Source organism: Mesorhizobium sp. P170090 (assembly GCF_057786115.1).
The window spans coordinates 4009615-4034920 of the sequence record NZ_JBYNWH010000001.1 but is presented as its reverse complement, the minus strand read 5'-3'; the positions used below and the strand labels follow the sequence as shown (position 1 = coordinate 4034920).

Genomic DNA, 25306 nt, shown 5'->3' with positions numbered 1-25306 from the left:
TGAAGAGGCAACATGATGAAACGACCCCTGCTCTGCGCCCTGATGCTGGCTTTGACCGTCCTGCCGGCGAATGCTGCCAATCTGGTGAAGACTTACAGTTATTTTGCCATCGGCGGCAGCACGCTCGATGACATCGAGACGCAATTGTCGAAGCATGGACCCGAGGTGAAAAGCACCGGGATGCGGCATCCAGGCGCCACCCAGATGGCGTTCACCACCCGCATCAGCTACGCGCAAACCGCAGACACCTGCCGCATCGCCAAGGCCGCCGTTACCGTCAAGGTCAAGGTCATCCTTCCGGAGTGGCGCAGGCCGCGCAAGGCCGATCCCGATGTCAGGCTGTTCTGGGACACCCTGTCGGCCGACATCAAGCGCCATGAGGAGCGTCATGTCGAGATCGCCAAGAACCACGGCCGTCTGCTCGAAGACGCGCTGAACGCGAGCTTTGCGCAAAAGACCTGCGCCGGGGCAAAGGCGAAGGCGGCGCAGATCACCGCGGCCGAACTCGCCAGGCATGACCAGGACCAATTGCGCTTCGACCGCGTGGAAGGCGTGAATTTCGAAAGCCGCATCCTGCGGCTGCTGCGCTACCGCATGCAGCGCGTCGAGAAGGGCCAGCTTCCGCCCGGCTGAAACACGGACTGATACCAAGCCAATTCTGCCGAAACATGAGGCCAGCCCCAGAAAATTTTCGGGCATAGGTCGAAATCGGCCTATACGGGACGACATATGTCAGGCTCGCAAGATATGTCAGGCTGGCAAGGCGCGAGCTTCGAAACACCAGATCAAGACCAATTGAGGCGGCGCGTAGCGGAGCGGCCATTTGGCGCCGCGCAATCGCTCTCAAACTTTATGGATGAAATGATATGGACCAAGCTGTCGACAAGCCGGCTAGGCTGCCTCCCGCCGCACCGCTGACGGAAAGCGAGAAGAACGTCATCATCGCCGGCATCCTTTTGTCGATGCTGTTGGCGGCGCTCGACCAGACAATCGTCGCGCCGGCCATGCCGACCATCGGGCGTTCGCTCGGCCATGCCGACTACCTGCCGTGGATCGTGACCGGCTATCTCCTGACGGCGACGGCCATGGCGCCGCTCTACGGCAAGATTTCCGACGTCTATGGCCGCCGGCCGACCGTCTATGCGGCGATCCTGATCTTCCTTCTGGGATCGCTGGTCAGCGCCATGGCCCCCAACATGTTCGTGTTGGTTGTCGGCCGGGCGATCCAGGGTGCGGGCGGCGGCGGCCTGTTCGCCCTGGCGCAGATCGTCATCGGCGACCTCGTGCCGCCGCGTGAACGCGCGCGTTATGCCGCCTGGATTTCGGGCACCTGGGCTGTCGCCAGCATCGCCGGGCCTTTGCTCGGCGGCGGATTTGCCGAACATCTGCATTGGTCGCTGATCTTCTGGATCAATATCCCGCTCGGCATCTTGGCCATGGCCATCATCAACAAGCCGCTGCGCAAACTGCCGGTCGCCGCAAAGCGGCATCGCATCGACGCGCTGGGCGCGCTGCTTCTGGTGGTGGCGACGGCATTGCTGCTTTTGGCCCTCAATTGGGGCGGCAGCGCCTATCCATGGGTCTCCCGCGAGATCGTCGGCCTGCTCGCCTGTTCGGCGGTCTTCTGGGGTGCGTTCGCGCTCAGGCTGATGCGTGCGGCCGAGCCGCTGATTTCGCTTGAAGTGCTGAGCAATCCGATCGTGCTTGCCGGCACGGCGTCGATGTTTCTGCTGCAGGCGGCCAATATCGGCCTGTCGGTGTACCTGCCGGTCTATCTGCAGTCGATCATCGGCCTGTCGGTCAGCCAGTCGGGCCTTGCCATGCTCGGCCTGCTGCTCGGAACGGTCGCCGGCGCGACGTTCAGCGGCCGCACGATACCGCGCTTCTTCCACTACAAGCGTATCGCCATGGTCGGCGTTCTCTTCGCCATTATCTGTCTTGGCGTGCTCAGCCTGGTCGCCGGCCGCGCCTCGCTGCTGGTGGTCGAGCTCTTGACCATCTGCATCGGCCTTGGAAGCGGCACCACCTTCCCGGTCGCCACCGTATCGGTGCAGAACGCCGTCGACCGCGCGCATCTCGGCGTTGCCACCGGCGCGCTGACCTTCCTGCGTTCGCTGGGCAGCGCGCTCGGCGTCGCCATGCTTGGCGCCGTCGCGCTCGGCTATGGCCTGCCGCTTGCCGGCGAAGGCGCGCCGGCTGCCGGACAGATCGTCTCGGCGACGCCCTTCATGATGATCTTCCTTGCCGCGGCCGTCACGCTCGTGCTGGCGCTGATGACGCTGGCGCTGATGCCGGAGAAGTCACTGCGCGGCCGCGACGAGGCCGAGGCGCCGGTCGTTCTGGTGGAGTGATCCGGAAAGCGCTGTAGGACCTACTCCACGACGCCGAGCTTCTTCTGCAGGCTGGTCGACGACGTCGTGTACTGGAAGACGATGCGCTCACCGGGGCTGATGATGCGCTTGGCGGCCTGCGCCATCAGCGCCACCTCGTGAAAACCCGACAGGATCAGCTTCAGCTTGCCTGGGTACCAGTTGATGTCGCCGACGGCAAAGATGCCTGGCACCGAAGTCTGGAATTTCTCGGTATCGACCGGGATGAGGTTCTCATGAAGGTTGAGCCCCCATTCGGCGATCGGGCCGAGCTTCATGGTCAGGCCGAAGAACGGCAGCATGCGCGTGCACGGCACCTCGATGTCGCCGTCAGGCCCGCCCTTGATGATAGCAGAGGCCAGCTCGCCGTCGGCGCCGGTCAGGCCGCTCACCTGGCCGACCCGGAACTCCAGCTGCTTCATCTCCTGCATGGCATACATCTTGTTGACGCTGTCGGGCGCCGCCCTGAATTCCGCGCGCCGGTGGACCAGTGTCACGCTTTTTGCCACCGGCTGCAGGTTCAGCGTCCAGTCGAGTGCGGAATCGCCGCCGCCGACGATGACGAGGTCGTGGCCGCGGAATTCCTCCATACGGCGCACCGAATAGAAGACGCTCCTGCCCTCATAGGCCTCGATGCCGGGAATGGGCGGCCGTTTGGGCTGGAACGAGCCGCCACCGGCGGCGATCACCACCACCTTGGCTTCGAACACCTCGTTCTCGTCGGTGGTGACCCGAAATGAGCCGTCGTCAAGCTTTTCCAGGCTGGAGACCATGCGGTTGAAGGTAAAATCCGGCTTGAACGGGTGAATCTGCTCGAGCAGTCTGTCGACCAGGCCTTGCGCCGAGATCGATGGCCAGCCTGGAATGTCGTAGATCGGCTTTTCCGGATAGAGTTCGGCGCATTGGCCGCCCGGTCGGTCGAGGATGTCGATCAGATGGCACTTCATGTCGAAGAGGCCAAGTTCGAACACGGCGAACAGGCCGACCGGACCCGCCCCGACGATGAGTGCGTCCGTCTTGATTACATCGGTCATGCCAGGCGAGCCTCATTGTCAGACTGGGGCGAAACTGGCGCGAGACTGCATGAGCATTGGCCCGCTGCCAAGCGGCGGCGGGAAAAATCAGATGGTACGGGAGATCAACCCTGGCGAGCCGGCACGCGCACGACCAGGCCGTCAAGCGCGTCGCGCACCTTGATTTGGCAGGACAGCCGCGAGTTCGGCTGGACGTCATAGGCGAAGTCCAGCATGTCCTCTTCCATCGCCTCCGGCTCGCCGACCTCGGCCGTCCAGGCTTCGTCGACATAGACATGGCAGGTCGCGCAGGCGCAGGCGCCGCCGCATTCTGCCTCGATGCCCGGCACCGCGCTACGGATCGCATTCTCCATGACGGTCGAGCCGTTTTCGGCCTCGACATCGAAAGGAGTGCCGTCATGGGCAATGAAGGTCAGCTTGGTCATTTATCACCTGAAGGGAGTCCCAGCCGAGATAATCACTCCACCGGACAAGTCAACTGCGGCGCGAAAGCGCCGCTTTGTGACGTTTTTTCGGAAAGCTGGCCAAAGCACGCCCTGGCCCCGTCGATTCATCCCGGTGGCCGCTGCCGAGCGGCAGCCATTACCGGCTGATGGCGGCGATGAAATCGCGCACTTCCTCGATCAGGGTGCCGAGGCGCTTGAGGATGCGCGCATCTTCCGGCTGCTGTTCGATCGAGGTGGCGCAGTCGGCGATGGCAAAGGCGCCGACCCCGCGCGCCGAACCTTTCAGCCCATGCGCCAGAAGCAGTCGCTCCCTGACATCGGCATCGACTATTCTGTCGCGGACGGAAAGCGCCTGCTGTACGAACAGCGCCAATACCTCCTGTTCGAGGGCGCGATCGCCCATAGTCTGACGGGCCAGATGGGCCAGATCCACTGGGCGCGAACGGGCCGGTCCCGACGCATCGCCGCCCGGCATTGAGAAGGCAATGCCGCTTTCACCGCGTACCAATTTGAAACTCCTTGTGCCGATCGCCGAAAAAACTAGGCGATTTCCGTCGCCAACGCGTTAATGAATGGGCTGGAAAATTGTTGCCGTTGAGGCGGTTAGATCACGTTGTCGTTAACCTTATATTTAAAGTTTTACGTATCTCGCGGAATGCATGTTTTCTTTACCCCTGTGTGTCATTACGATACGAAGGTCCATTTTCAGCCTCCTGCGTGGGATAAGACGAGCCAGAATCAGGCAAAAATAAGAAGTCCCTCGGCAGCTAGTACAGGGTAGCGAAGGCATGGCGAAGAAACCAACGACGACCAGAACTCTCGACAGCGACGTAGCCAGGGAACTCGAAAAGGCACTAGACCTCGATCTCAGCGGAGACGGCAGCGGCGATCTCGATATCGCGGCGTCGATGGAAGATCTGGAAGCGCAGATATCGCAGGCCGCGGACGAACTGGCGCGCGAAGGCCGCCCCCAGAAGCCCGCCCCCGCTCAAAACGCGCCCGTCCAACAAAACCAGAGTGCGAAGCCGGCAGCCAAGCCCGCCGAGCTGCGCCCGGTCGAATCGCGCAACAGCGCGCAGCCAGCCGGCTTCAAGCCGGCAAACGATGACCGCCAGAAAGATTACAAGACGCTGCTGCACAGCCTCAACCGGCGCGCGTCTAGCACGATCTATTGGGTCGTGGCGTTCGTGTCGCTGGCCTGGATCGCCGGCGCCGGCGGCCTCGCCAATCTGCTGTTTGGCCCCAGCATCTGGAAAATTCGTACGTTCGATCAAATCCTGGCCCGCCCTGAACTGATCGGCCTGGCGATCGCGGCAATCATACCGGTCGTCCTGTTTTGGGCCTTCGCGGCGATGATCCGCCGCGCGCAGGAAATGCGCATTGCCGCGCAATCGATGACGGAGGTGGCTTTCCGCTTGGCGGAGCCGGAAAACCTCGCCCAAGACCGCGTGATGATGATCGGCCAGGCCGTTCGCCGTGAAGTGGCGGCGATGGGCGAAGGCATCGAGCGCACGCTGGCGCGCGCCGTCGAGCTCGAAACTCTGGTCCACAGCGAGGTCAACCAGATCGAACGCTCCTATTCGGAGAATAAATCGCGCATCCGGTCGCTGGTCGACGGGCTGGGCAGCGAGCGCGAAGCCGTCGTCACTCATGCCGAGCGCGTGCGCGCCTCGATCACCGGCGCGCATGAAACGCTGAAGGACGAGATCGGCGCCGCCTCCGACATTATTCGCGACTCTATCCTCAACGCGTCGACCAAGCTGTCGATGACGATCACGAATTCCGGCGACACACTGATCGACCGCATCAATGAAAGCTCGATGTCGATCTTCGATTCCGTCGAAACCCGGCTGGATTCAATCACCGACAGGCTGTCGACGTCGGGCGAAGCCTTTGCTTCGCTGCTCGACACCCGCATCGCCAAGCTGACGGACACCACAGACGGCCTGACCCGGTCGCTGACCGACCTGCTCGACGACCGCACCACCGGTATGGTGTCGCTGCTCGGCGGCGCCGCCCGCACCCTGAGCTCGGAATTCGAGTCCAGCCTGAACGGCATCGAGCGGACGCTGGCCGAGCGCGGCCAGGCGCTGATCAGCGAATTTCAGACCCGCGCCGAAGCACTCGATACCGGCACGCAGAAGCTCAACGCCGCGCTCGAGGCGCGCGCCCGCCAGATCAACGAAACGCTGGTCGAGCGCGCCCGCGAGATCGCCCACACCTTTGCCGAGAGCAAGGATCATTTGTCGGCCATGATCGATCAGGGCAAGACCCAGATCGGCGCCGACATGGCCGACATCGTCTCGTCGACCTCGTCGATGCTCGAAGCCCGCGCCAGCGATTTCGCCGGCCGGATGGAAGCCGCCCGCCATGTCGTGTCGCGCTCATTCGACACCGACATCCAGCGTCTTGCCGATGCCCGTGTCGGCATCGAGGACGCCGTCGAAAACCACAGCCGCAAGCTGTCCGAAAGCCGCGAACGCATGGCGGCTGCCATGCAGGCGGACCTGGCGAAGTTCGCCGAGGGCCGCGCCGGCATCGATGCGGCCGTAACGAACCAGGTGCAGAAGCTGGCCGAAGGCCGCAACCTGATCTCGCGCGCCCTGGAAGAGGATCTGCGCAAGGTCAACGAGTCGCGCGCCGCCATCGACGCGTCGCTGGGCAGCCATCTCGAGCGGCTTGAAGAAGGCCGCAACCGGCTCAACCAGGCTTTGCATGAAGACTCCGGAAAACTTGTGCAAGCCCGTACGATCATTGACGAAATGGTCGCCGGGCATGTCGGTAAGCTGGCCGAAGGCCGCAACATTCTGTCGCGCGCCCTGGAAGCCGATCTCGGCAAGCTCGCCGACAGCCGCGCCTCGATTGACGGGCTGGTCGCCGGCCAGGTTGAAAAGATCGCCGAAGGCCGCGCCATCCTGACCAAGGCGCTCGAAAACGACATTATCGGCATCAAGGGCGTGATCGAGAGCCACTCTGCGAAACTGGCCGAGGATCGCACCGAACTCAGCAAGGCGCTGGAGAACGACCTGTCCGGCATCAGAGGCCTGCTCTCCGACCATTCGAGCCGGCTTGCCGACGATCGTGGCCTGTTGTCACAGACGCTCGAGGCCGACCTCGCCAAGCTCGCCGAGAGCCGGTCGAGCATCGACGGGCTGGTCGCCGGCCAGGTCGAGAAGCTGGCCGAGGGCCGCGATATCCTCAAGCGCGCGCTCGAAGCCGACCTCAACACCATCAAGGGCGCCATCGCGGGTCATTCCGACAAGGTGGCGGAAGAGCGCGGTCAGCTTTCCAGGGCACTGGAGGCCGATCTGCAGAATGTGAACAGCCTGATCGCCGACCACTCGAACCGGCTTGTTCAGGATCGTTCGACGCTATCCCAGGCGCTTAAGGATGACCTTCAGAATGTGAACAGCCTGATCACCGACCACTCGAGCCGGCTTGTCCAGGATCGTTCGACGCTATCCCAGGCGCTTCAGGACGATTTGCACAATGTCAGCGGCATCATGGCCGATCATCAAAACAGGCTCGTCCAGGACCGTTCGGCGCTCTCAAAGGCACTGGAAGACGACATCGCCAAGCTGGCGGAGAGCCGCTCCAACATCGATGGGCTGGTCGCCGGACAGGTCGAGAAGCTCGCCGAGGGCCGAGACATCCTCACACGGGCGCTCGAAGCCGATCTCAATGCGATCAGGAGCGCCATTGCCGACCAGTCGCAGAAGCTGAGCGAAAACCGTGGCGAGTTCGCACGGGTGTTGGAAGCGGATTTGGAAAATGTCAACAGCCTGATCGAGGGTCACAGCGACAAGCTCGTCCGGGATCGCGCGACGCTGTCGAAGGCTCTCGAGGACGACCTCGCCAAGCTGGCCGAGAGCCGGTCGAGCATCGACGGACTGGTCGCAGGCCAGGTCGAGAAGCTGGCCGAGGGCCGAGACATCCTGAAACGTGCGCTGGAAGCCGACCTGCAGAAGCTGTCGGCAAGCCGCGGTGAGGTTGACGACATCATCGCCGGCCATGTCGGCAAGCTGGCCGAAGGCCGCAACATGTTGACCCAGGCGCTGGAAGACGATCTGGCAAAGCTCGCCGACATACGCAAGGACGTCGACCGCTCTCTGTCGGGCCATATCGACCAGATTGCCGGCAGAAGCACCGATATCTCGGCGGCAATCGCTGCCGATGTCGAGAAAATCGAGCAGGCCTTCAGCAAGCAGACCGGCATCATCGAAGAGCGCGCCGGAACCATGGAGCGCGCGTTGTCGGTGGGTGTCGACAATGTCCGCAGCGTGCTTGAAAAGAGCGCCGTCTTCGTTGCCGGCGCGCTCCGTGAGAAGGTGATGGAAGTCACCAGCGCGCTGCACGAACAGGCCGGTGCTGCCTTCAGTGATGCCGACCGCAAGATCGCCGAGCGTGCCGAGCAGACCTCGGCCGCCCTTTTGGCCCGGGCCGAGGACATCGCCCGGACCTTCGAGGACGCGGATCGCCGTCTGCACGCCCGTGCCGAGGACACATCGAGCGCCCTGCTTGCTCGCGCCGAGGATACGACGAATGCCTTGCTTGCTCGCGCCGAAGACACGACGAGCGTGCTGCTTGCCCGGCATGACGAGACGTCGAACTCGCTGCTCGCCCGCGCCGAAGAAACGGCCGGACGGCTGGCTGCCCGCGCCGGCGAGATCGCCGGCACGTTCGACGCCGCCGACCAGAAGCTGGTCGCCCGCGCGGTCGAGACGGCGCAGTCGCTGGCCGACCGCGCCGGCGACATCCTGCGTAACTTCGAGGGTGCCGACCAGCGGCTGAGCATGCGCATCGGCGAATCCGCCGAAGCGCTGGCCGCCCGCGCCTCGGACCTTGGCCGCATCTTCGACGCCGCCGACCAACAGCTGATCTCGCGCATCGCCGAGGGTTCGGACGCGCTGTCAGCCCGCGCCACCGAGATCAGCCGCATCTTCGACGAGGCCGATCACCGCCTGGTGTCGCGCATCGCCGACTCCACTTCGACGATCGGCGAGCATGCCGACAACATCGTCGGCGCCTTCGCCAGCACCGAGCAGCGTGTTGCCGAACGTGCACGCCAGACCGGCCAGGAACTTGCCGTCCACGCCCGCGAGATGGAGCAGGCTCTTGCCGGGGCCGATGAGCGGCTGGCCGCGAGCGTTGCGTCCGCAGCTTCGCGCGTCGAGGAACAGGTCGCCAACGTCGAGAACCGCCTTCTTTATACGACGGAGACGATGGGCCAGAAGCTCAACGAGCAGGTTTCCAGCGCAGAAGCTCAGCTGATCTCGCGCGCCAACACGATTGCGGAGACTTTTACCGCGGTCGGCCAGCACATCGGCCAAAGCACCAACGACGCTGCCAAGACAATCGGCACCAATACCCGCGAGCTCAACACGATGCTGGCGGCGCGTTCGGCCGAGATGGCGAAGATCCTGGACGAAACCGCGCGGCCGCTGGTCGAGCGCTTCGCCCAGGGCGGCTCGGAACTGCAAAAGAGCATGGAAGAGGTCACCGAACGCGCGACCGAGAAGCTGCGCAGCGAAAATGCCGCCCTCGTCAACGCGCTCGCCAGCCGCACCGCCGAAACGCTGTCGGCCGTCGAAGGCGCGCGCTCGTCGCTCGCCGATAGCGTCGCCGACCTCATCGGCCGCATGAGCGTCTCCAGCTCGCAGCTTGGTGAGCTGATCGAACAGGCGGCGATCAACCTCGGCCAGGTTGACGAACGTCTGAGCGGCAGCACGCAAAGCTTCGCGGCAACCACCGAAAAGGCCGCGCAGACCTTCGCCAGCTCGGCACGCCTGGTCAATTCGAACACGACGCGGCTTACCGAACTGTCGTCGTCGACCCTGCGCGAAGTGGCCTCGATCGCCACCAAGTTCGACGAGCACAGCCGCTTGCTGTCCTCGGCTTCGGATCTGTTGAGCTCGGCGCAGAGCAATCTGGAGCACACGCTTGAGCGGCAATCGTCGCTCGAAGATCTCGCCGTCGGCCTGGTCAAGAAGTCGGAAGACCTCGAGAAGGTGATGCGTTCGTTCGAAAACCTTGTCGGCCAGACGATGCAGAATGCCGAAGGCAAGACGCTGGCATCAGCCGACAAGATCCGCATCGCCATAACGGAAGTGGTCAATTCGGCAACCAGCCGGTTCGCCGATGCGACCGAGGAGATGCGGCGCACCGCAAGCTCGATCAAGAGCGAGCTCGACCTCACCCGCGCCGAGCTCAAGAAGGGCGTCATCGAGATGCCGGAAGAGGCCAAGGAATCGACCTCGGCGATCCGCCGTGCCGTTGCCGAGCAGATCAACGCGCTCAAGGAACTTTCGGATATCGTTGCGAAATCGGGACGCGGCGGCGACAATGCCGAACCACGCGCCCTGCGCCCGGCGCCGCAGGCGCCAGTGCAGCGCCCGGCCGAGCCGGTACGCCGCCCGCCGCCGGCGCCACAGCTGGAGCGCCCTGCTCCGCAGGCGCCGCTGGGCGGCCTGCGCGGCACGCTCGATATCGAACGTCCTGCCGAAGCACCGCGCCAGCGCGACGCCAACGCCCGTACGCCGCAAGGCGGCTGGGTGCGCGATCTCCTGACCGGGGCATCCCGCGAGGAGGAAGTCGCCAGGCCGGCAGCGCCCGCGGAAGCACCGCGCGCAACTCCCGCCCAGCGCTCGCCGCTGCATGTCATGGAGTCGCTCAACTCGCTCTCGGTCGATATTGCCCGGGCGATCGACCACGACGCCTCTATCGAGCTGTGGAACCGCTACCGGCGCGGCGAGCGTGACGTGTTCACGCGCCGCCTCTACACGCTCAAGGGCCAGCAGACCTTTGACGAAATCCGCCGCAAATATCAGGCCGAGGCGGAGTTCCGCGCCGCCGTCGACCGCTACTGCGACGATTTCGAGAAGCTGCTCAAGGACGTCTCGCGCAACGACCGCGACAACATCATGGCGCAGACCTACCTGACGTCGGACACCGGCAAGGTCTACACCATGCTGGCCCATGCGAGCGGCCGTTTGCACTGATTGAGGCGACACCACAGACACAGAAAAGGCGGGAAGTTCCCGCCTTTTTCTTTGTGCAAAATCGTCGGTCTGCGCTGCCCCTCATCCGCCTGCCGGCACCTTCTCCCGTATAGCGACGGGGTGAAGGGAGATGGCATCAGCCTCGCCGCCCATACTGCGACGGTGACAATTGGCGAAATCAATGGCGATGGCGTTCTTTCTCACTATACGGGGAGAAATGCCCGGCAGCGCAATGAGGGGCAGCGCGAACCTGCGATATTTGGTCGAGTGCTGGTTTAACGCGACGAACGATCGTTCGAAGCCTCGACCGGCTCAGATCACCGAATCCGTCCAGCCCACGATATCCTTCGCCGCCTCGCCGAAGGCGCTGTCGAGCGCGTTGACATAGGCCGGATTGCCGCCGCCGGAGACGGGAGCGGATGCGGTGAAGCTCTTCGAGGCGCGCACCTCGCCGTTGCGGTCGTTCAGGATGCGCACGAAGAGATTGACCTCGGCATGCTCGCCACCATTGACGCGGACTTCGAAGGAGCGGATCTCGACGATCACCTGGTAGTCGATCGCCAGCCCCTCGCCCGGCTTGCCGACGCCGGCAAAGCTTCCGGAGCGCTGGAAGGTTTCGGCGAGCCTCGCCTGCACGATCAGCGGCAGCCGGTCGGCCCATTGCGCGCCCTTGAGATACTGGATCGAGCGATCTGACGGCTTGATGACGATGTTCTGGCTGTCCAGCGCCTTGAGCGCGGAGGGCTGGGCGATCAGGATCTGGCGGCGGCTGTGGCCATGCGCGTCGATCGACGGGGCGGACAGCTCGAACGTATCGAGCGGCGCCGGCTTGCCTCCCAATGCCGCGCAACCAGCCAGCGTCAAGCCAAGCAAAACGACTGCCGATCTATACCCACCCAACCCGAACGTCACGCGTGATCCCCACTGTCCCCGGATCGTATGATGAATCCGCATCCGCGGTCCATGTAATTGCTGCGGGCGGGCACGGAAGTCAACGCCGTGCCCTGCCATCGAACTGCCGGACCTCGCCGTCGCCGCCCGACAGGATGCGCTGCGGGTTGCGGCTGAGATCGGTCACCGCCTCTTCGATGCGACTGATCGAACGCCGGCTGTCCTGGACCAGCGCCTCGACATTCGACAGGCCCTGGCCCGAGAAGCGCGCGATGTTGTCGGTGATCGTGCCAAGCCGGGCGTTCAGCGTGTCGGCGACCTGCTTGAACGACTTCAGCGTGTCCCTGGCATCGGCCATGACGCCGTCGGCCTGGCCCGAACCGAGCAGCGTATCGACCCTTTTCAGGATGCCGTCGACGCGCACCGAGGCATCGTTGAGGCGCGACGCAAGCTGTTTGGCGTCCTTGATCGTCTCGTCGATGTCGTCGGCCCGGTCGGCGAACTTGTCGGTCACCTTGGCGATGTCGGCGGCGGCCTTGTTGGCATTTTCGCTGGCCTTCTGAATGTTGGCGAGCGCCACGCGCACCTGCGCCGGATCGATGCCGTCGAGCACATTGTCGACCTTTGCCAGCGTGCCTTGCGTGCGCGTGGCGAAATCGTTGACCGAGCCGACCGCGGTATCGACGTTCTTGATCACTCCGTCGAGCTGTCCGCTGGTCTCCTTCAGATTGGCGGTGACGGCGTCCACATTGGCGACGATGCTCTTGATCTTGTCCTTGTCGACGGCATTGAGCAGGCCTTCGGCAGCCTTCAGCGTGCCGTCGAGCTTGCCGGAAACACCCTTCAGCTCATCCGACAGCGCGCTGACGGCGGTCAGGAACTTGTCGATGCCGTCGGCATTCCTGGCCAGCGCATCGGAAAATGTCTGGGCGTTCTTGACGGTCTGGGTCAGCGGCCCGCGCACATCCCTGGTGAAACCTTCTAGGTCGGAAAGCACCTTGTCGGCGCGGGTGAAGATGTTCTGCGCCGTCTGCAGCAGGTTGGTGACCGCTGACGGATTGGCGATGATCTCGGCCGTCCTGCCTTCCTTTGCCGCCTCTTCCAGCAGGTTCGGTTCCTTGGGATCGGCGCCCTTCAATTCGATGTTGACCTGGCCGGCAAGGCTGGCGATGCCGATATCGGCCTGCGTCGATTTGGTGAGCGGCGTTGTCTGGTCGATCTCGGTCGTAGCAATGGCGGCATTGGGGTCATTGCGGTCGAAATAGACGCGCTTGACCACCCCGACCTTGACGCCGTTGAACAGCACCAGACTGCCGGGGCCGAGGCCGGAGGCCGAACCCTGAATGCGCACGCGCAGCTCCGCCGTCTCGCCGCGATCACCGATCTGGGCGGTCCAATAGACGAACCCGAACGCCGCCAGGATCGCAGCCAGGGTGAAAATGCCGACAATTACGTAGTTGGCTCTGGTTTCCATTGCCCCACTTATGTCTATGCGCGCGCGGCAAGATCAAGTTGCCGAGCGCGTTTTCCGCGGAAATAGGATTTGACCCACGGTTCTTCGCTTTTCAGCATGTCGTCGATCGTGCCTTCGACCAGGATTTTCTTGTTGCCGAGCACCGCCACGCGGTCGCAAGCGGTAAACAGCGTGTCGAGATCGTGCGTCACCATATAGACCGTCAGATCCATCGTATCGCGCAACTTCACCACCAATTCGTCGAATTCGGACGCGCTGATCGGGTCGAGGCCGGACGTCGGCTCGTCGAGGAAGACGATGTCGGGGTCGAGCGCCAGCGCCCGCGCCAGGGCGGCGCGCTTGATCATGCCGCCCGAAAGCTCCGAGGGAAATTTTTGCGCGGCGTCCGGCGGCAGGCCGACCAGTTCGATCTTGAGCAAGGCCAGCTCGTCCATCAGTTTCTTCGGCAGATCGAGATATTCGCGCATCGGCACCTGCACGTTTTCCTGCACGGTCAACGCCGAAAACAGGGCGCCGTGCTGGAAAAGCACGCCAAGGCGCATGTCGATGCGCAACCGCTCGATGTCGCTGGCCTTTTCGAGGTCGAGACCAAACAGCTTGATCGTGCCGGACTGCTTGTGCAGCAGGCCGAGAATCGTGCGCAGCAGCACCGATTTGCCGGCGCCCGAGGCGCCGACGAAACCGAGGATTTCGCCGCGCTTGATGTCGAGCGCCAGTTTGTCGAGGATCAGCTTGTCGTCCAGGGCAACGGTGATATCGCGCACCGACAGCACGATATCGTCTTCTTCCATTCCCTGCACAGCCTTGGTCGCCTTTGAGTTTCTGCGCATCATGTCAGAACTCGATCGATGCGTAGAAGATGGCAAAAAGGCCATCGAGGATGATGACGACGAAGATCGATTTCACAACCGAGGCGGTGACGTGCAGACCCAGCGATTCGGCGCTGCCGCCGACCTTCATGCCTTCTACGGAAGCAATGGTGCCGATGATCATGGCCATGAACGGCGCCTTGATCAGCCCGGCGAAGATGGTGCTGATATCGATTGCCCCGCGCAGCCGGTCGATGAAGGCCGTCGGCGCAATACCGGAATAAAGCCAGGCGGCTAGGATGCCGCCGCCAAGAGCGGCAAAATTGGCGACGATGGTGAGACAGGGCAGCGCGATCACCAGCGCCACCAGGCGCGGAAACACCAGCACGCCGATCGGGTTGAGGCCGATGACCTTCAGCGCGTCGACCTCCTCGCGCATCTTCATCGAGCCGATCTCGGCGGTGATGGCGCTGCCGGAGCGGCCGGCGATCATGATGGCGGTCATCAGCACGCCGAGTTCGCGCAGGATCAGCACGCCGACCAGATCGACAACGAAAATGTTGGCGCCGAAATAATTGAGCTGGTAGGCGCCCTGCTGGGCGACGATGGCGCCGACGATCGCCGACATCAGCACCACCACGGGGATGGCGCCGACCCCCATGCGATCGATCTGGTTGAAGATCGCCGCCGGATTGATGGCATGGCCGCGCCCGAGCTTCATCTGGGCGCCGCCGATGGTGGCGCCGAGGATGTTCATCGAGGCGAGGAAGTCGTCGCGCATCTCATAGATGCGGCGGCCGACCGCCTCCAGCCCGCGGAGGATGATGTTGGGGCGCCGGACGCCGCGCGATTCGGGCTCGCGCCGGACAGCTTCGCCAACGGCGCCGAGCAGGATCGAGGCGACATCGCTTTGCCCCTGCATCTTGATCTCGACACCCTTCTTTTCGAAGACACTGACCAGGCGATCGATCAGCCAGGCGCCGGCGGTGTCCATCTTCTCGATGTGGGAAAGATCCAAAGCGAGCGTCTGGAAGCCTTTGCGCTGCTCGATCTTGCGCATCTCGGCGTCGATCAGCGCCACTGTCGTCGTCGTCCAGATGCCGGAGAAAGCGCAGCGGAGGACGCCGCCCTCCTCGCCGACCGCAACGCGGGGCTGGTGGTCGGCCTCCTTGGCGGCGTTGCCGCTTGCGTCGCGTTTGCCGATGGTCAACATGGCGTCCTGTTTAGCCTGACGGGTCGTACCTGTCGATTTGCCGACGACGCGTTGTCGCATAGCCGGAGCAGAAAATTATGGCGCGTGTCATTTCGGTTGAGGCCGAGCGTTTTCCCATTGCCGGCACCTTCACCATCTCGCGCGGGTCGAAGACCGAAGCCGAAGTCATTACCTGCACGATCAGTGATGGGGACAATCGCGGATGGGGCGAATGCGTCCCCTACAAGCGCTATGGCGAGACCATGGAGGGGGTGCGCGACGCCATCGAGGCCATGCGCCGGCAGATAGAAGGCGGCATCAGCCGCAAGGAACTGCTCGATGCGATGCCGGCGGGTGCTGCCCGCAACGCCATCGATTGCGCCTTGTGGGACCTGGAGGCCAAGATCAGCGGCGTTGCGGTCGCGGACGCCATCCACGTTGTGCCCTTGTCGGCGCTGGAGACGGCCTACACGCTGTCGCTGGGCGAGCCGGAGGCAATGGCGGCGCAAGCCCGCGCCAATGCCGGGCGGCCGCTGCTCAAGGTCAAGATTGGCGGCGACAACGACATGGCCCGCATCCGCGCCGTGACCGAAGCGGCGCCCGACAGCCGCATCATCCTCGACGCCAATGAAGGCTGGATCGATGCCAACATCATCGAGAATCTCGCTTTCGCCGCCGAACATGGCATAGCCCTGATCGAACAGCCGCTTCCCGCCGGCCATGATGCCATCCTGCGCCACATCGCGCATCCGGTGCCGATCTGCGCAGACGAAAGCGTCCACGAGGCGAAGGACCTCGAAACGCTTGTCGGCCTCTATGACGCCGTCAACATCAAGCTCGACAAATCCGGCGGCCTGACCGCCGCCCTTACCCTTCGCAACCGCGCCCGGGAGCTGGGATTCGGCGTGATGGTCGGCTGCATGGTCGGCACGTCGCTGGCGATGGCGCCGGCAGTGCTTTTGGCGCAAGGCGCCGACTTCGTCGACCTCGACGGTCCGCTGCTGCTTGCCCGCGACCGCCAGCCCGGCCTCGTGTACCAGGGGTCGCTGGTGTCACCGCCTGACAGGATGCTGTGGGGCTGAACGCGCGGCGAGCCCGATCAGCGCCAGGCCGACGATGGCGATCGGGATCATCGCCAGGAAGCCGTCGACGCCGTAGCGCTCGTAAAGCGGGCCGGACGCCAGCGTCACCGCCGCCATGAAGAAGCCGTTGAAGAAATAGGCAATGCCTTGCGCCGCACCCGTGCGTTCTTCCGAAACCGTTTCGCCGATCATCTTCTGCAGGCCGATCAACACCATCGCCACCGACACCGAATGCAGGGTCTGGACGCCGAAGAAACCGGCAACGCCAAGCCCGAGTGGCCAGATCAACGGAAAGGCGATCCAGCGCACGATGGAGCCGACGCCGGCGATCAGCATCACCTTGACGACTGAGACGGAGGCAAAAATACGGTTGAAAAACACGAACATGCAGACCTCGGCCACCACGCCCCAGGCCCACAGCAGGCCAACGACGGAATCGCTGATGCCGACCGATTTCCAGTAGATTGAGACAAAGCCGTAGAGGAAGGCATGGCTGGCGGTGATGATGCCGACGCCGAGGGTGAAATACAGGAAATACGGATTGAGAAGGCTCGGCGCCTGATGCTGGATGTCGGCGGCCGAAAGCGGCGAAGCCCGGCGCGGGCGGCCAAGCCGCGGCGCCAGCAATCCGGCGACGAGCGCGGCAGACAATGCCGCAAAGATGATTACCGGCACGGCCTGCGGGCTCGTCCAGGCCAGGATAAAGCCGCCTGCGACGTTGGCGCAGAGATAGGAGATCGAGCCCCATTTGCGCATCGCGGTGTAGTTCGAGCCGAAGCGGCGCACGCCCGACAGCGCGAGCGAATCGGCGATCGGCGAATGCGGCGTCCACACCACCGTCAGCGCCAGCGATACGGCAAGCACCGCCGCATAGGTGGGAGTGAGGAAATAGCCGGCGGAAAGCACCATCGTCGCGGCCACCAGCGCAATATAGACATCGGCCCTGTCCTTCGCCCGGTCCGCCAGCGCGGTCAGCAGCGGCGTCGTCACCACGCGCAGGAACATCGGCGCCGCCAGGATGATGGCGATCTGCTCGGCGTGGAAACCCTGGGCATGCAGCCACAGCGGGAAATAAGGCACATGCGTTCCCAGCGACACGAATAATGTCGCGAAGATCAAACTCATGCGCAGTTCGAAATGGCGCGGCTTGACGAGTTGTTCGGGCGAGAGCGGCGGTAGCGACATGAATCGATCCAATTACGCTGCACAAAGGGCTGCAACGCAGATCGATCCCTTAACATGCGCGAAAGCGGTCCGAAACTGCCTGGGCCAGTCGATTAACAGGAGGGTTATGCCGCTTCGACGACCCTGTCTTCGATCAGCAAGGGGATGAGCGGCTCGTCCGGTGCTTCGGGCAGCACCAGCGCCCAGTGGATGATCTCCATCTTGCCGTCGAAATGTTCGACCACCGCCGTGCAGCTCTCCACCCAGTCGCCAGTGTTGATGTACTGCACATCCTCATAAGTCTCGATCGCGGCGTGATGGATGTGGCCGCAGATGACGCCGTCAACATGCGAGCGGCGGGCCTCCTCGGTCAGCACCGTCTGGAACGAGCCGATGAAGTTCACCGCCTTCTTGACCTTGACCTTGGCCCAGGACGAGAACGACCAGTAGGGAAGGCCGAGCATATGGCGGAGCCTCGTCACCACGCGGTTGACCACCATCGCGGCGTCATAGGCGTAGTCGCCGAGATAGGCCAGCCAGCGTGCATTGTGGACGACGGTGTCGAACTGGTCGCCGTGGATGACCAGCAGGCGCCTGCCATCGGCGGTTTCGTGGATGGCGCGGTCGGCAACGACGATGCCGCCGAAATGCACGCCTTGGAACTGGCGCGCGAATTCGTCGTGATTGCCGGCGATATAGGTGATCGAGGTGCCCTTGCGCGCCTTGCGAAGCAGTTTCTGGACGACGTCATTGTGGCTCTGCGGCCAATGCCAGCTGCGCCGCAGCCGCCAGCCGTCGACGATGTCTCCGACGAGATAGATGATATCGGCGTCGTGATACCGCAGGAAATCGATCAGGAACTCGGCCTTGGCCGCCTTCGATCCGAGATGCAGGTCGGATATGAACATGCTGCGGAAAGTGCGGGTTTCTGTACCGGACATCAGATCGTCACCGTTGCTTTCGCGCAGGCTATGCCCCGATTCATGCAACAACCGTATGACGGTTGCGATTGGGCCAGCCAAAGGGCTAGCGTGCCGCGCCATTCACAGGAGAAAATCGTCATGGATCTTGGCATCAAGGGCAAGAAAGCCATCGTCTGCGCATCGAGCAAAGGGCTGGGCCGCGGCTGCGCCATGGCGCTGGCCGAGGCCGGCTGCGATCTCGTCGTCAACGGCCGCAATGCCGAGCTGCTGGCAAAAACCGCAGCCGAACTGCGCGAACGCTACGGCGTGAAGGTGACCGAGATCGTCGGCGACGTCTCGAAACCCGACGTGCAGAACGCGCTCCTTGCCGCCTGCCCCGACCCGGATATCCTGGTCAACAACAATGGCGGCCCGCCCTTGCGCGATTTCCGCGAACTCGACCGCGCAAAGATCCTCGAAGGCGTGACGCAGAACATGGTGACGCCGATCGAACTGGTGCAGGCCGTCATCGACGGCATGGCCAAGCGCGGCTTCGGCCGCATCGTCAACATCACCTCGCTGTCGGTCTACGTCCCGATTCCCGGCCTCGATCTGTCGTCCGGCGCGCGAGCCGGGCTGACCTCGTTCCTGGCCGGCGTGGCGCGCACGGTGATCGACCGCAACGTCACCATCAACAGCCTGCTGCCGGGCAAGCTCGACACCGACCGGCTGCGCGGCCCGCATGAGGCCGGCACGATGGAAGACCCGGCAGCGGCCGCAGCGCGCAAGACCCGCATCAGCGCCGACGTTCCGGCCAAGCGGCTCGGCACGCCGGAAGAGTTCGGCCAGATCTGCGCCTTTCTGTGCTCGGTCCATGCCGGTTATCTCACCGGCCAGAACATCCCGGTCGATGGCGGCCTCTATGTCAGCGCGTTCTGAAGGGCTCAGTGCATCCTCAGCAGGATTTCCGCGCAACCGTTTGAAATAATTCGGTCTTTTCGGCCCCGGTTGTTTTAGCCGCCCTTGCGTTATTTGGCGTCGCGAAAAACCATTTTTGCGTGCTAAAAGGCTGCAAAGCAGGTTTGAGGGAGCGGCCGCATGGAAGGCGAGAACAAGAAAACGGCACGTTCGGACCTCGACGAAGCCGCCCTCTACTTCCACAAGCATCCAAGGCCGGGAAAGCTCGAGATTCAGGCAACCAAGCCGCTCGGCAACCAGCGCGATCTGGCGCTGGCCTATTCGCCTGGTGTTGCCGCCCCCTGCCTCGAAATCCGCGACAATCCGGCGACCGCCGCCGACTACACGGCGCGCGCCAATCTGGTCGGCGTCGTCTCCAACGGCTCGGCCGTTCTCGGCCTCGGCAATATCGGCCCGCTCGCCTCCAAGCCGGTGATGGAAGGCAAGGCGGTGCTGTTCAAGAAATTCGCCGGCATCGACGTCTTCGACATCGAGATCGATGCGCCGGGCATAGAGCGCATGGTCGAGACGATCTCGGCGCTGGAGCCAACTTTCGGCGGCATCAATCTCGAGGACATCAAGGCGCCCGAATGCTTCGAGGTCGAGGCGCAGTTGAAGGCCCGCATGGGCATTCCCGTCTTCCATGACGACCAGCATGGCACCGCCATCATCGTCGCCGCCGCCGTGCTCAACGGGCTGGAATTCGCCGGCAAGACCATTTCCGACATCAAGATCGTCACCTCAGGCGCCGGTGCGGCAGCGCTCGCCTGCCTCAACCTGTTGGTCTCGCTTGGCGCCAAGGTAGAGAATATCTGGGTCACCGACCGCTTCGGCGTCGCCTACAAGGGCCGCACCGACGAGATGGATCGCTGGAAAGACCCCTATGTGAAGGACACCGAGGCGCGCACGCTGGCCGATGTGATCCCTGGCGCCGACGTTTTTCTCGGCCTGTCGGCCGCCGGCGTGCTGAAGCCGGAATTGCTTGATCATATGGCGCCTAAGCCGTTGATCCTGGCGCTGGCCAACCCCAATCCCGAGATCATGCCGGAGGTCGCGCGCGCCGCCCGTCCCGACGCGATGATCTGCACCGGCCGTTCCGATTTTCCCAATCAGGTCAACAACGTGCTTTGTTTTCCTTACATCTTCCGCGGTGCGCTGGACTGCGGCGCCAGCGCCATCAACGAGGAGATGAAGATGGCCGCGGTCAGGGCAATTGCTGCCCTTGCCCGCGAGGAACCATCCGACGTCGCCGCCCGCGCCTATTCCGGCGAGACGCCGATCTTCGGACCCGACTTCCTTATCCCCTCGCCCTTCGATCCCCGCCTGATCCTGCGCATCGCGCCGGCGGTGGCCAAGGCTGCCTGCGACACCGGCGTCGCGACCCGGCCGATCACCGACTTCGCCGCCTATATCGACCAGCTCAACCGCTTCGTCTTCCGCTCCGGCCTGGTGATGAAGCCGGTGTTTTCGTCGGCCAAGGCGTCGACCGCCAAGCGCGTCATCTATGCCGACGGCGAGGACGAGCGCGTGCTGCGCGCAGCCCAGGTGGTGCTGGAGGAAGGCATTGCCGAGCCGATCCTGATCGGCCGCCCGCATGTCATCGAGGTCAGGCTGAAGCGCTACGGCCTGCGTATCAAGCCGGGCGTCGATTTCGGCCTGATCAACCCTGAGGACGATCCGCGCTACCGCCATTATGTCGACCTGTTGATCGAGCTTGCCGGCCGGCGCGGCGTGACGACGGAGGCCGCGCGCACCATGGTGCGCACCGACAATACGGTGATTGCGGCACTGGCGCTGAAGCGCGGCGATGCCGACGCCATGATCTGCGGCCTCGAGGGTCGTTTCGAGCGGCATCTGCGCAATGTGACGCTGGTCATCGGACCACGCGCAGGCGTCAAGGACCGCGACCTGTCGACGCTGTCGATGCTGATCTCGCAACGCGGCATCATCTTCCTCACCGACACCCATGTCTCGGTCGACCCGACGGCCGAGGAGATCGCCGAAATGACCATTCTGGCGGCCGAGGAAATCCAGCGCTTCGGCATCGAGCCGAAGGCAGCGCTGCTGTCGCATTCGGATTTCGGCTCGCGCGATTCACCCAGCGCGCTGAAGATGCGGCAGGCGGCGGCGATCCTGGCGCGCGTTGCGCCCGACCTGCAATGCGATGGCGAGATGCATGCCGATTCAGCCCTGTCGGAGCATCTGCGCCAGCGCGTCTATCCGCATTCGCGGCTGAAGGGCGAAGCCAATCTCCTGGTGTTCCCCAACCTCGACTCCGCCAACATCACGCTGACCGCGCTGCGCACGATGATGGATGCGCTGCATGTGGGCCCGATCCTGCTTGGCACCGACAAGCCGGCGCATATTTTGACGCCGTCGGTGACCTCGCGCGGCGTCGTCAATATGACGGCGCTCGCGGTGGTCGAGGCGGCGCACAAGGCGCAGGCGGTGGTTCATTTCGGCTGAGTTTCTCACGCAGGCGCGAAGCGGTAATGCCCGGTCTGCTTGAAGGCGAACAGCGTGTCCTCCTCGCGGGCGCCCGCCCCGATATTGTGGATGACCAGCGCTCGTTCCGGCACGTCCGCCGAGCGTTCGGCTGAGACGATGACGATGTGCGGCAGGTTGCCGGGCAGCATCTGGGTGACGATATCGCCCGGCTGAAAGTCGGGAGGATACTCGCTGGCGGGCAAGGAAACTCCCTTGCGCCCGAAAAATGCGGCAAGATTGCCGACCCGTCGGTGGTCGATGTTGCGGTCGGTCGCTTTCAGGCCCCAGGTCTTGGGATAGGCGGCGAAATTGGCGGCCATATCCTCATGCACCAGTTTCTGCAGGTCGAGATTGAAGGCGCGGCGATAGGCGCGGACAATGACGTCCGTGCACACGCCTCGATCCGGCGCGACATCGCCGCCGGGATAGTCGAGGCGGACATAGGCCGGGTCGTAGAATGTGGTGACGCCGATCTGCTCACGCGCGGCTTCGACCAATTTGCTGCGCCAGTCCGGAGCGGCTGGATTTTCCTGCGCCCGGGCGGCGGGCGCCGCCAGGCACAACAGACCGAACTGCAGCGCGGTTCGACGGGTAATCGCGATCATGCCAGCTCCCCGGGGCATTGCTGGATCGTGGGATAATTCCGGGGCGATTGCGCCTTTTTCATGCAGCGGTGAGATCGCACAGTTGCCGCTCTATCCAAACGCCTCCTGCAACGCGTCTATGGGCTAAGACCATCTTTGGTTGTAGATTGAGGGAACGGTTAACCGCGAATCCGGTAGACAGGCAGGCAAGCGGGGTTTCGGCCAATGACGGGCGGACGATGGAGGCTGAAGCATCTGGCTGCGCTGCTCGGCGCGCTTGTGCTTTCGGCCGTCGCCACCACTGAACCGCAGGCCGCCTCCCGCGTTTGCCGTCAACTGGAAGCCGAGCTTGCTTCTTCATCGAATGGCGGCGGCAATTCCAGCATGGTGCGGAAGTATGACAAGGCCATCTCCCGCCAGTTCGAACAGCTATCAAAGGTGCGCGGTCGTGCGAGCGATGCGAATTGCGGGTTTTCGCTGTTTTCGCGCAATGTCAGCCAATGTGCCGCGCTGAACAGCAGCATCGATCGCATGAACGCCAATCTCGATGCGTTGCAAGCCAAGCGCGCGCAGCTTGCCGGCGGCGGCTCGCGGCGCGACCGCGGCCGCATCCTGGCCGCGCTCGACGCCAATGGCTGCCGTGACGAGCCCGCGCCGCGCCGGGAGCCGCTGCAGGAAGCCAGCCGCGAACCCGACGACGGCAATCTGTTCGACCAGCTTTTCGGCGGCAACCGGCAGATCGACACGCTCGATCAGCCCGATGATCCCGGCGAGGAGCGCAATGTGCGCCGGGTGCTCAATCAGCCCGGCGTGCCGGATTTCCCGACGGTCGGCGGCGAGTTCCATACGAGCTGCGTGCGCACCTGCGACGGCTATTTCTTCCCGATGTCGAACTCGGCTTCGCTCGGCGATTTCGAGCGCGATCAGAAGAATTGCGAATCGAGCTGCCCCGGCACCGAAATGCAGGTGTTCTATTCGCGCGGCATGGAAGACGATTCGGCCAACATGACGTCGTCGGTGACCGGCAGGCCCTACAGCGAGTTGCCGACCGCCTATCTCTACAAACAGCCCAACATGTCGCGGCCGCTGGCTTGTGGCTGCAATGCGCAGGCCGGAAATTTCGAGATCATCGGCGGCAACCCGCCACCGCCCGAGCAATCGCAGCCTGATACCGAGACAACGCCATTCATTCCGGTGCCGGCGGCCAAACCCGATCCGGGCGCGGATCCGGAGACGCTGGCGAACGTACAAGGCGGGCTCGACCGCGCCGCCATCAAGCGCCTTGCCGTCAAGCCGGTGGTGTCGCCGGTGTCGCTGATCCCGCCGGACCAGCGCAAGGTCAGGGTCGTCGGGCCAGCGTTCCTTCCCGACCCAGCAGCGGCAATAGATCTGCAAGCTCCGGCCCGGAAGCAAGTCCGGTAAGCGCCAGCCTGAGCGGCATGAACAGCGCCTTGCCCTTGCGGCCGCTGGCTTCCCTGATCCTGGCCGTCCAGTCTTTCCAGACCGTACCGGTCCACGGCTCTTCCGGCAACAGGTCGAAGGCCTGCTGCAGGAAGTCGCGATCCTCGTCGGAAAATTCCGGCGCGGGCTGCGGGCCGTCGGCAAGGATGCGCCACCAGCCGACCGCGTCGCTCAGCCGGTCGAGATTGCCGCGCACCGCCAGCCAGAACGGCTCGGCCTTGTCGCCGGAGATGCCGAGCACGATCAGCCGATCCCGCGCCTCGGAAAACGGCATGTGGTGCATGAGCGCACGATTGAGCACGAACAGCTCGTCCGGGTCGAATTTGGCCGCCGATTTCGACGTGGCGGCGGGATCGAAGCGCGCGGCCAGTGCCGGCATGTCATGCACCGCCGCGACATTTTCCGAGGTGCCGACAAGGACGGCCAGCGAAGCCACAGCCATCGGCTCGATGCCCTCCTCGCGCAGGCTTTCGATCGACAGCGCACCGCTGCGCTTCGACAGGCCCTCGCCCGAGGCCGTGGTCAAGAGATTGTGGTGGCCGAAGACAGGCGGCTCGGCGCCCAATGCCTTGAACAGCGCGATCTGCACGCCGGTGTTGGTGACGTGGTCGTCGCCGCGGATGACATGGCTGACGCCCATCTCGATGTCGTCGACGACCGAAGGCAGCGTGTAGAGATAAGTGCCGTCCTCGCGCCGCAGCACCGGATCGGACAGTGAGGCCAGATCGACGGTTTCCTCGCCGCGCACCAGATCGTTCCAGTGCACTTCGGTGCGCTCGGGCTGCAGCGGATCGCTGGTGAAATTCGGCAGCAGAAAGCGCCAGTGCGGCCGGCGGCCATCGGAGCGGTATTCGGCGATCTGCTGCTGCGAAAGCGCCAGCGCCTCGCGGCCATAGACCGGCGGCAGGCCGCGCGTGCGGCGCACCTTGCGGCGCAGGTCGAGTTCTTCGGGGGTCTCGTAGCAGGGATAGACAACGCCGGCTCTCTGCAGCCGCTCCACCGCCGCGTCGTAAGTTTCGAAGCGCCGCGACTGGTATTCGGTGGCGTCGGGAAAAATCCCCAGCCAGTGCAGGTCGTAGAGGATGGCGTCGGAAAATTCCTGCCTCGAGCGGGCAATGTCTGTGTCGTCGAAGCGCTGGATGAAACGGCCCTTGTTGTTCATGGCAAACAGCCAGTTGAACAAGGCGGTGCGGGCATTGCCGATATGAATGCGGCCGGTTGGTGAGGGGGCAAAACGGACGGTAACTGTCATGGGCGGGGCGTAACGGATGCTCTTGGAATTGACAAGACGCGCCCCCGCGCGACGCCAAAGACATAATGCACGCCAGCTAAAATGAAAAGGCTGTGAGCCAGAATCCGGCCGGGCCTGTCTCGGGTGAACCGCTCACCAGCGGTCCACGCCGGCAGAATCGGGCTTTCCTCAGCCGCTTTTTGTCCCCGTTATCCACATATGTGA

18 protein-coding genes are annotated in these 25306 nt (G+C 63.8%); 7 read left to right on the top strand and 11 right to left on the bottom strand.

From position 1 onward, the window contains the following. Nucleotides 1–12 precede the first annotated feature (12 nt). Together AC3EML_RS19490 and AC3EML_RS19485 are read left to right on the top strand one after the other, a co-directional pair. Nucleotides 13–633, top strand: coding sequence for a DUF922 domain-containing Zn-dependent protease (locus AC3EML_RS19490; protein WP_031208961.1), 621 nt, complete (start codon nucleotides 13–15; stop codon nucleotides 631–633). 233 nt (nucleotides 634–866) lie between these two features. Continuing rightward, on the top strand, nucleotides 867–2351 hold the full coding sequence (locus AC3EML_RS19485; protein WP_352520282.1) for an MDR family MFS transporter: 1485 nt from the start codon (nucleotides 867–869) through the stop codon (nucleotides 2349–2351). A 20-nt stretch (nucleotides 2352–2371) separates the two neighbouring features. Here AC3EML_RS19485 and AC3EML_RS19480 read toward each other — a convergent pair whose 3' ends face one another. The 3 genes from AC3EML_RS19480 to AC3EML_RS19470 form a co-directional block, all read right to left on the bottom strand. Then, entirely contained in the window at nucleotides 2372–3403 is a 1032-nt protein-coding gene (locus tag AC3EML_RS19480) for an NAD(P)/FAD-dependent oxidoreductase (protein WP_023734295.1), read from the bottom strand. Between the two features lie 104 nt (nucleotides 3404–3507). Continuing rightward, the gene (locus tag AC3EML_RS19475) at nucleotides 3508–3828 is read right to left on the bottom strand and encodes a 2Fe-2S iron-sulfur cluster-binding protein (RefSeq protein WP_023673507.1); all 321 of its coding nucleotides are present in this window, start codon (nucleotides 3826–3828) and stop codon (nucleotides 3508–3510) included. Between the two features lie 157 nt (nucleotides 3829–3985). Beyond that, nucleotides 3986–4324, bottom strand: a complete 339-nt coding sequence (locus tag AC3EML_RS19470) for an Hpt domain-containing protein (RefSeq protein WP_023688665.1) — start codon at nucleotides 4322–4324, stop codon at nucleotides 3986–3988. A 313-nt stretch (nucleotides 4325–4637) separates the two neighbouring features. Between AC3EML_RS19470 and AC3EML_RS19465 the strand changes: the two genes are divergently transcribed. Then, entirely contained in the window at nucleotides 4638–10847 is a 6210-nt protein-coding gene (locus AC3EML_RS19465) for a kinesin (protein ID WP_488505295.1), read from the top strand. A 312-nt stretch (nucleotides 10848–11159) separates the two neighbouring features. On the opposite strand, the gene AC3EML_RS19460 is transcribed toward AC3EML_RS19465, so the two are convergent. The 4 genes from AC3EML_RS19460 to AC3EML_RS19445 are packed head-to-tail and all read right to left on the bottom strand — an operon-like array spanning nucleotide 11160 to nucleotide 15234. Beyond that, nucleotides 11160–11801: an ABC-type transport auxiliary lipoprotein family protein gene (locus tag AC3EML_RS19460; RefSeq protein WP_460221573.1), complete on the bottom strand. Its 642-nt coding sequence runs from the start codon at nucleotides 11799–11801 to the stop codon at nucleotides 11160–11162. A 37-nt stretch (nucleotides 11802–11838) separates the two neighbouring features. Continuing rightward, nucleotides 11839–13212, bottom strand: coding sequence for an MlaD family protein (locus tag AC3EML_RS19455; RefSeq protein ID WP_023690141.1), 1374 nt, complete (start codon nucleotides 13210–13212; stop codon nucleotides 11839–11841). 14 nt (nucleotides 13213–13226) lie between these two features. Next, the gene (locus AC3EML_RS19450; RefSeq protein WP_023684944.1) at nucleotides 13227–14045 is read right to left on the bottom strand and encodes an ABC transporter ATP-binding protein; all 819 of its coding nucleotides are present in this window, start codon (nucleotides 14043–14045) and stop codon (nucleotides 13227–13229) included. Nucleotide 14046: 1 nt separating this feature from the next. After that, nucleotides 14047–15234: an MlaE family ABC transporter permease gene (locus AC3EML_RS19445; RefSeq protein WP_352520279.1), complete on the bottom strand. Its 1188-nt coding sequence runs from the start codon at nucleotides 15232–15234 to the stop codon at nucleotides 14047–14049. A 77-nt stretch (nucleotides 15235–15311) separates the two neighbouring features. Here AC3EML_RS19445 and dgcA point away from each other — a divergent pair, with 77 nt between their 5' ends. Further along, on the top strand, nucleotides 15312–16295 hold the full coding sequence (gene dgcA / locus AC3EML_RS19440; RefSeq protein WP_023690143.1) for an N-acetyl-D-Glu racemase DgcA: 984 nt from the start codon (nucleotides 15312–15314) through the stop codon (nucleotides 16293–16295). Here dgcA and AC3EML_RS19435 read toward each other — a convergent pair. Next, a complete protein-coding gene (locus AC3EML_RS19435; RefSeq protein ID WP_023726894.1) occupies nucleotides 16266–17480 on the bottom strand; it encodes an MFS transporter in 1215 nt (404 codons plus the stop codon). The genes dgcA and AC3EML_RS19435 overlap by 30 nt on opposite strands. 104 nt (nucleotides 17481–17584) lie before the next feature. Further along, nucleotides 17585–18400, bottom strand: coding sequence for a UDP-2,3-diacylglucosamine diphosphatase (locus AC3EML_RS19430; RefSeq protein WP_023739351.1), 816 nt, complete (start codon nucleotides 18398–18400; stop codon nucleotides 17585–17587). Between the two features lie 120 nt (nucleotides 18401–18520). Between AC3EML_RS19430 and AC3EML_RS19425 the strand changes: the two genes are divergently transcribed. Continuing rightward, on the top strand, nucleotides 18521–19300 hold the full coding sequence (locus tag AC3EML_RS19425; protein ID WP_023699356.1) for an SDR family oxidoreductase: 780 nt from the start codon (nucleotides 18521–18523) through the stop codon (nucleotides 19298–19300). A gap of 159 nt (nucleotides 19301–19459) precedes the next feature. Further along, nucleotides 19460–21784: an NADP-dependent malic enzyme gene (locus AC3EML_RS19420; RefSeq protein WP_023684938.1), complete on the top strand. Its 2325-nt coding sequence runs from the start codon at nucleotides 19460–19462 to the stop codon at nucleotides 21782–21784. A gap of 5 nt (nucleotides 21785–21789) precedes the next feature. On the opposite strand, the gene AC3EML_RS19415 is transcribed toward AC3EML_RS19420, so the two are convergent. Next, a complete protein-coding gene (locus AC3EML_RS19415) occupies nucleotides 21790–22410 on the bottom strand; it encodes a DUF1287 domain-containing protein (protein ID WP_352520278.1) in 621 nt (206 codons plus the stop codon). A gap of 204 nt (nucleotides 22411–22614) precedes the next feature. Here AC3EML_RS19415 and AC3EML_RS19410 point away from each other — a divergent pair, with 204 nt between their 5' ends. After that, nucleotides 22615–23811 (top strand): DUF2865 domain-containing protein, encoded by a 1197-nt coding sequence (locus tag AC3EML_RS19410; RefSeq protein ID WP_023694166.1) that lies wholly within the window; start codon nucleotides 22615–22617, stop codon nucleotides 23809–23811. On the opposite strand, the gene gltX is transcribed toward AC3EML_RS19410, so the two are convergent. After that, nucleotides 23729–25102: a glutamate--tRNA ligase gene (gltX, locus tag AC3EML_RS19405; protein WP_023684934.1), complete on the bottom strand. Its 1374-nt coding sequence runs from the start codon at nucleotides 25100–25102 to the stop codon at nucleotides 23729–23731. The two genes, AC3EML_RS19410 and gltX, sit on opposite strands and share 83 nt — an antisense overlap. Nucleotides 25103–25306 lie beyond the last annotated feature (204 nt).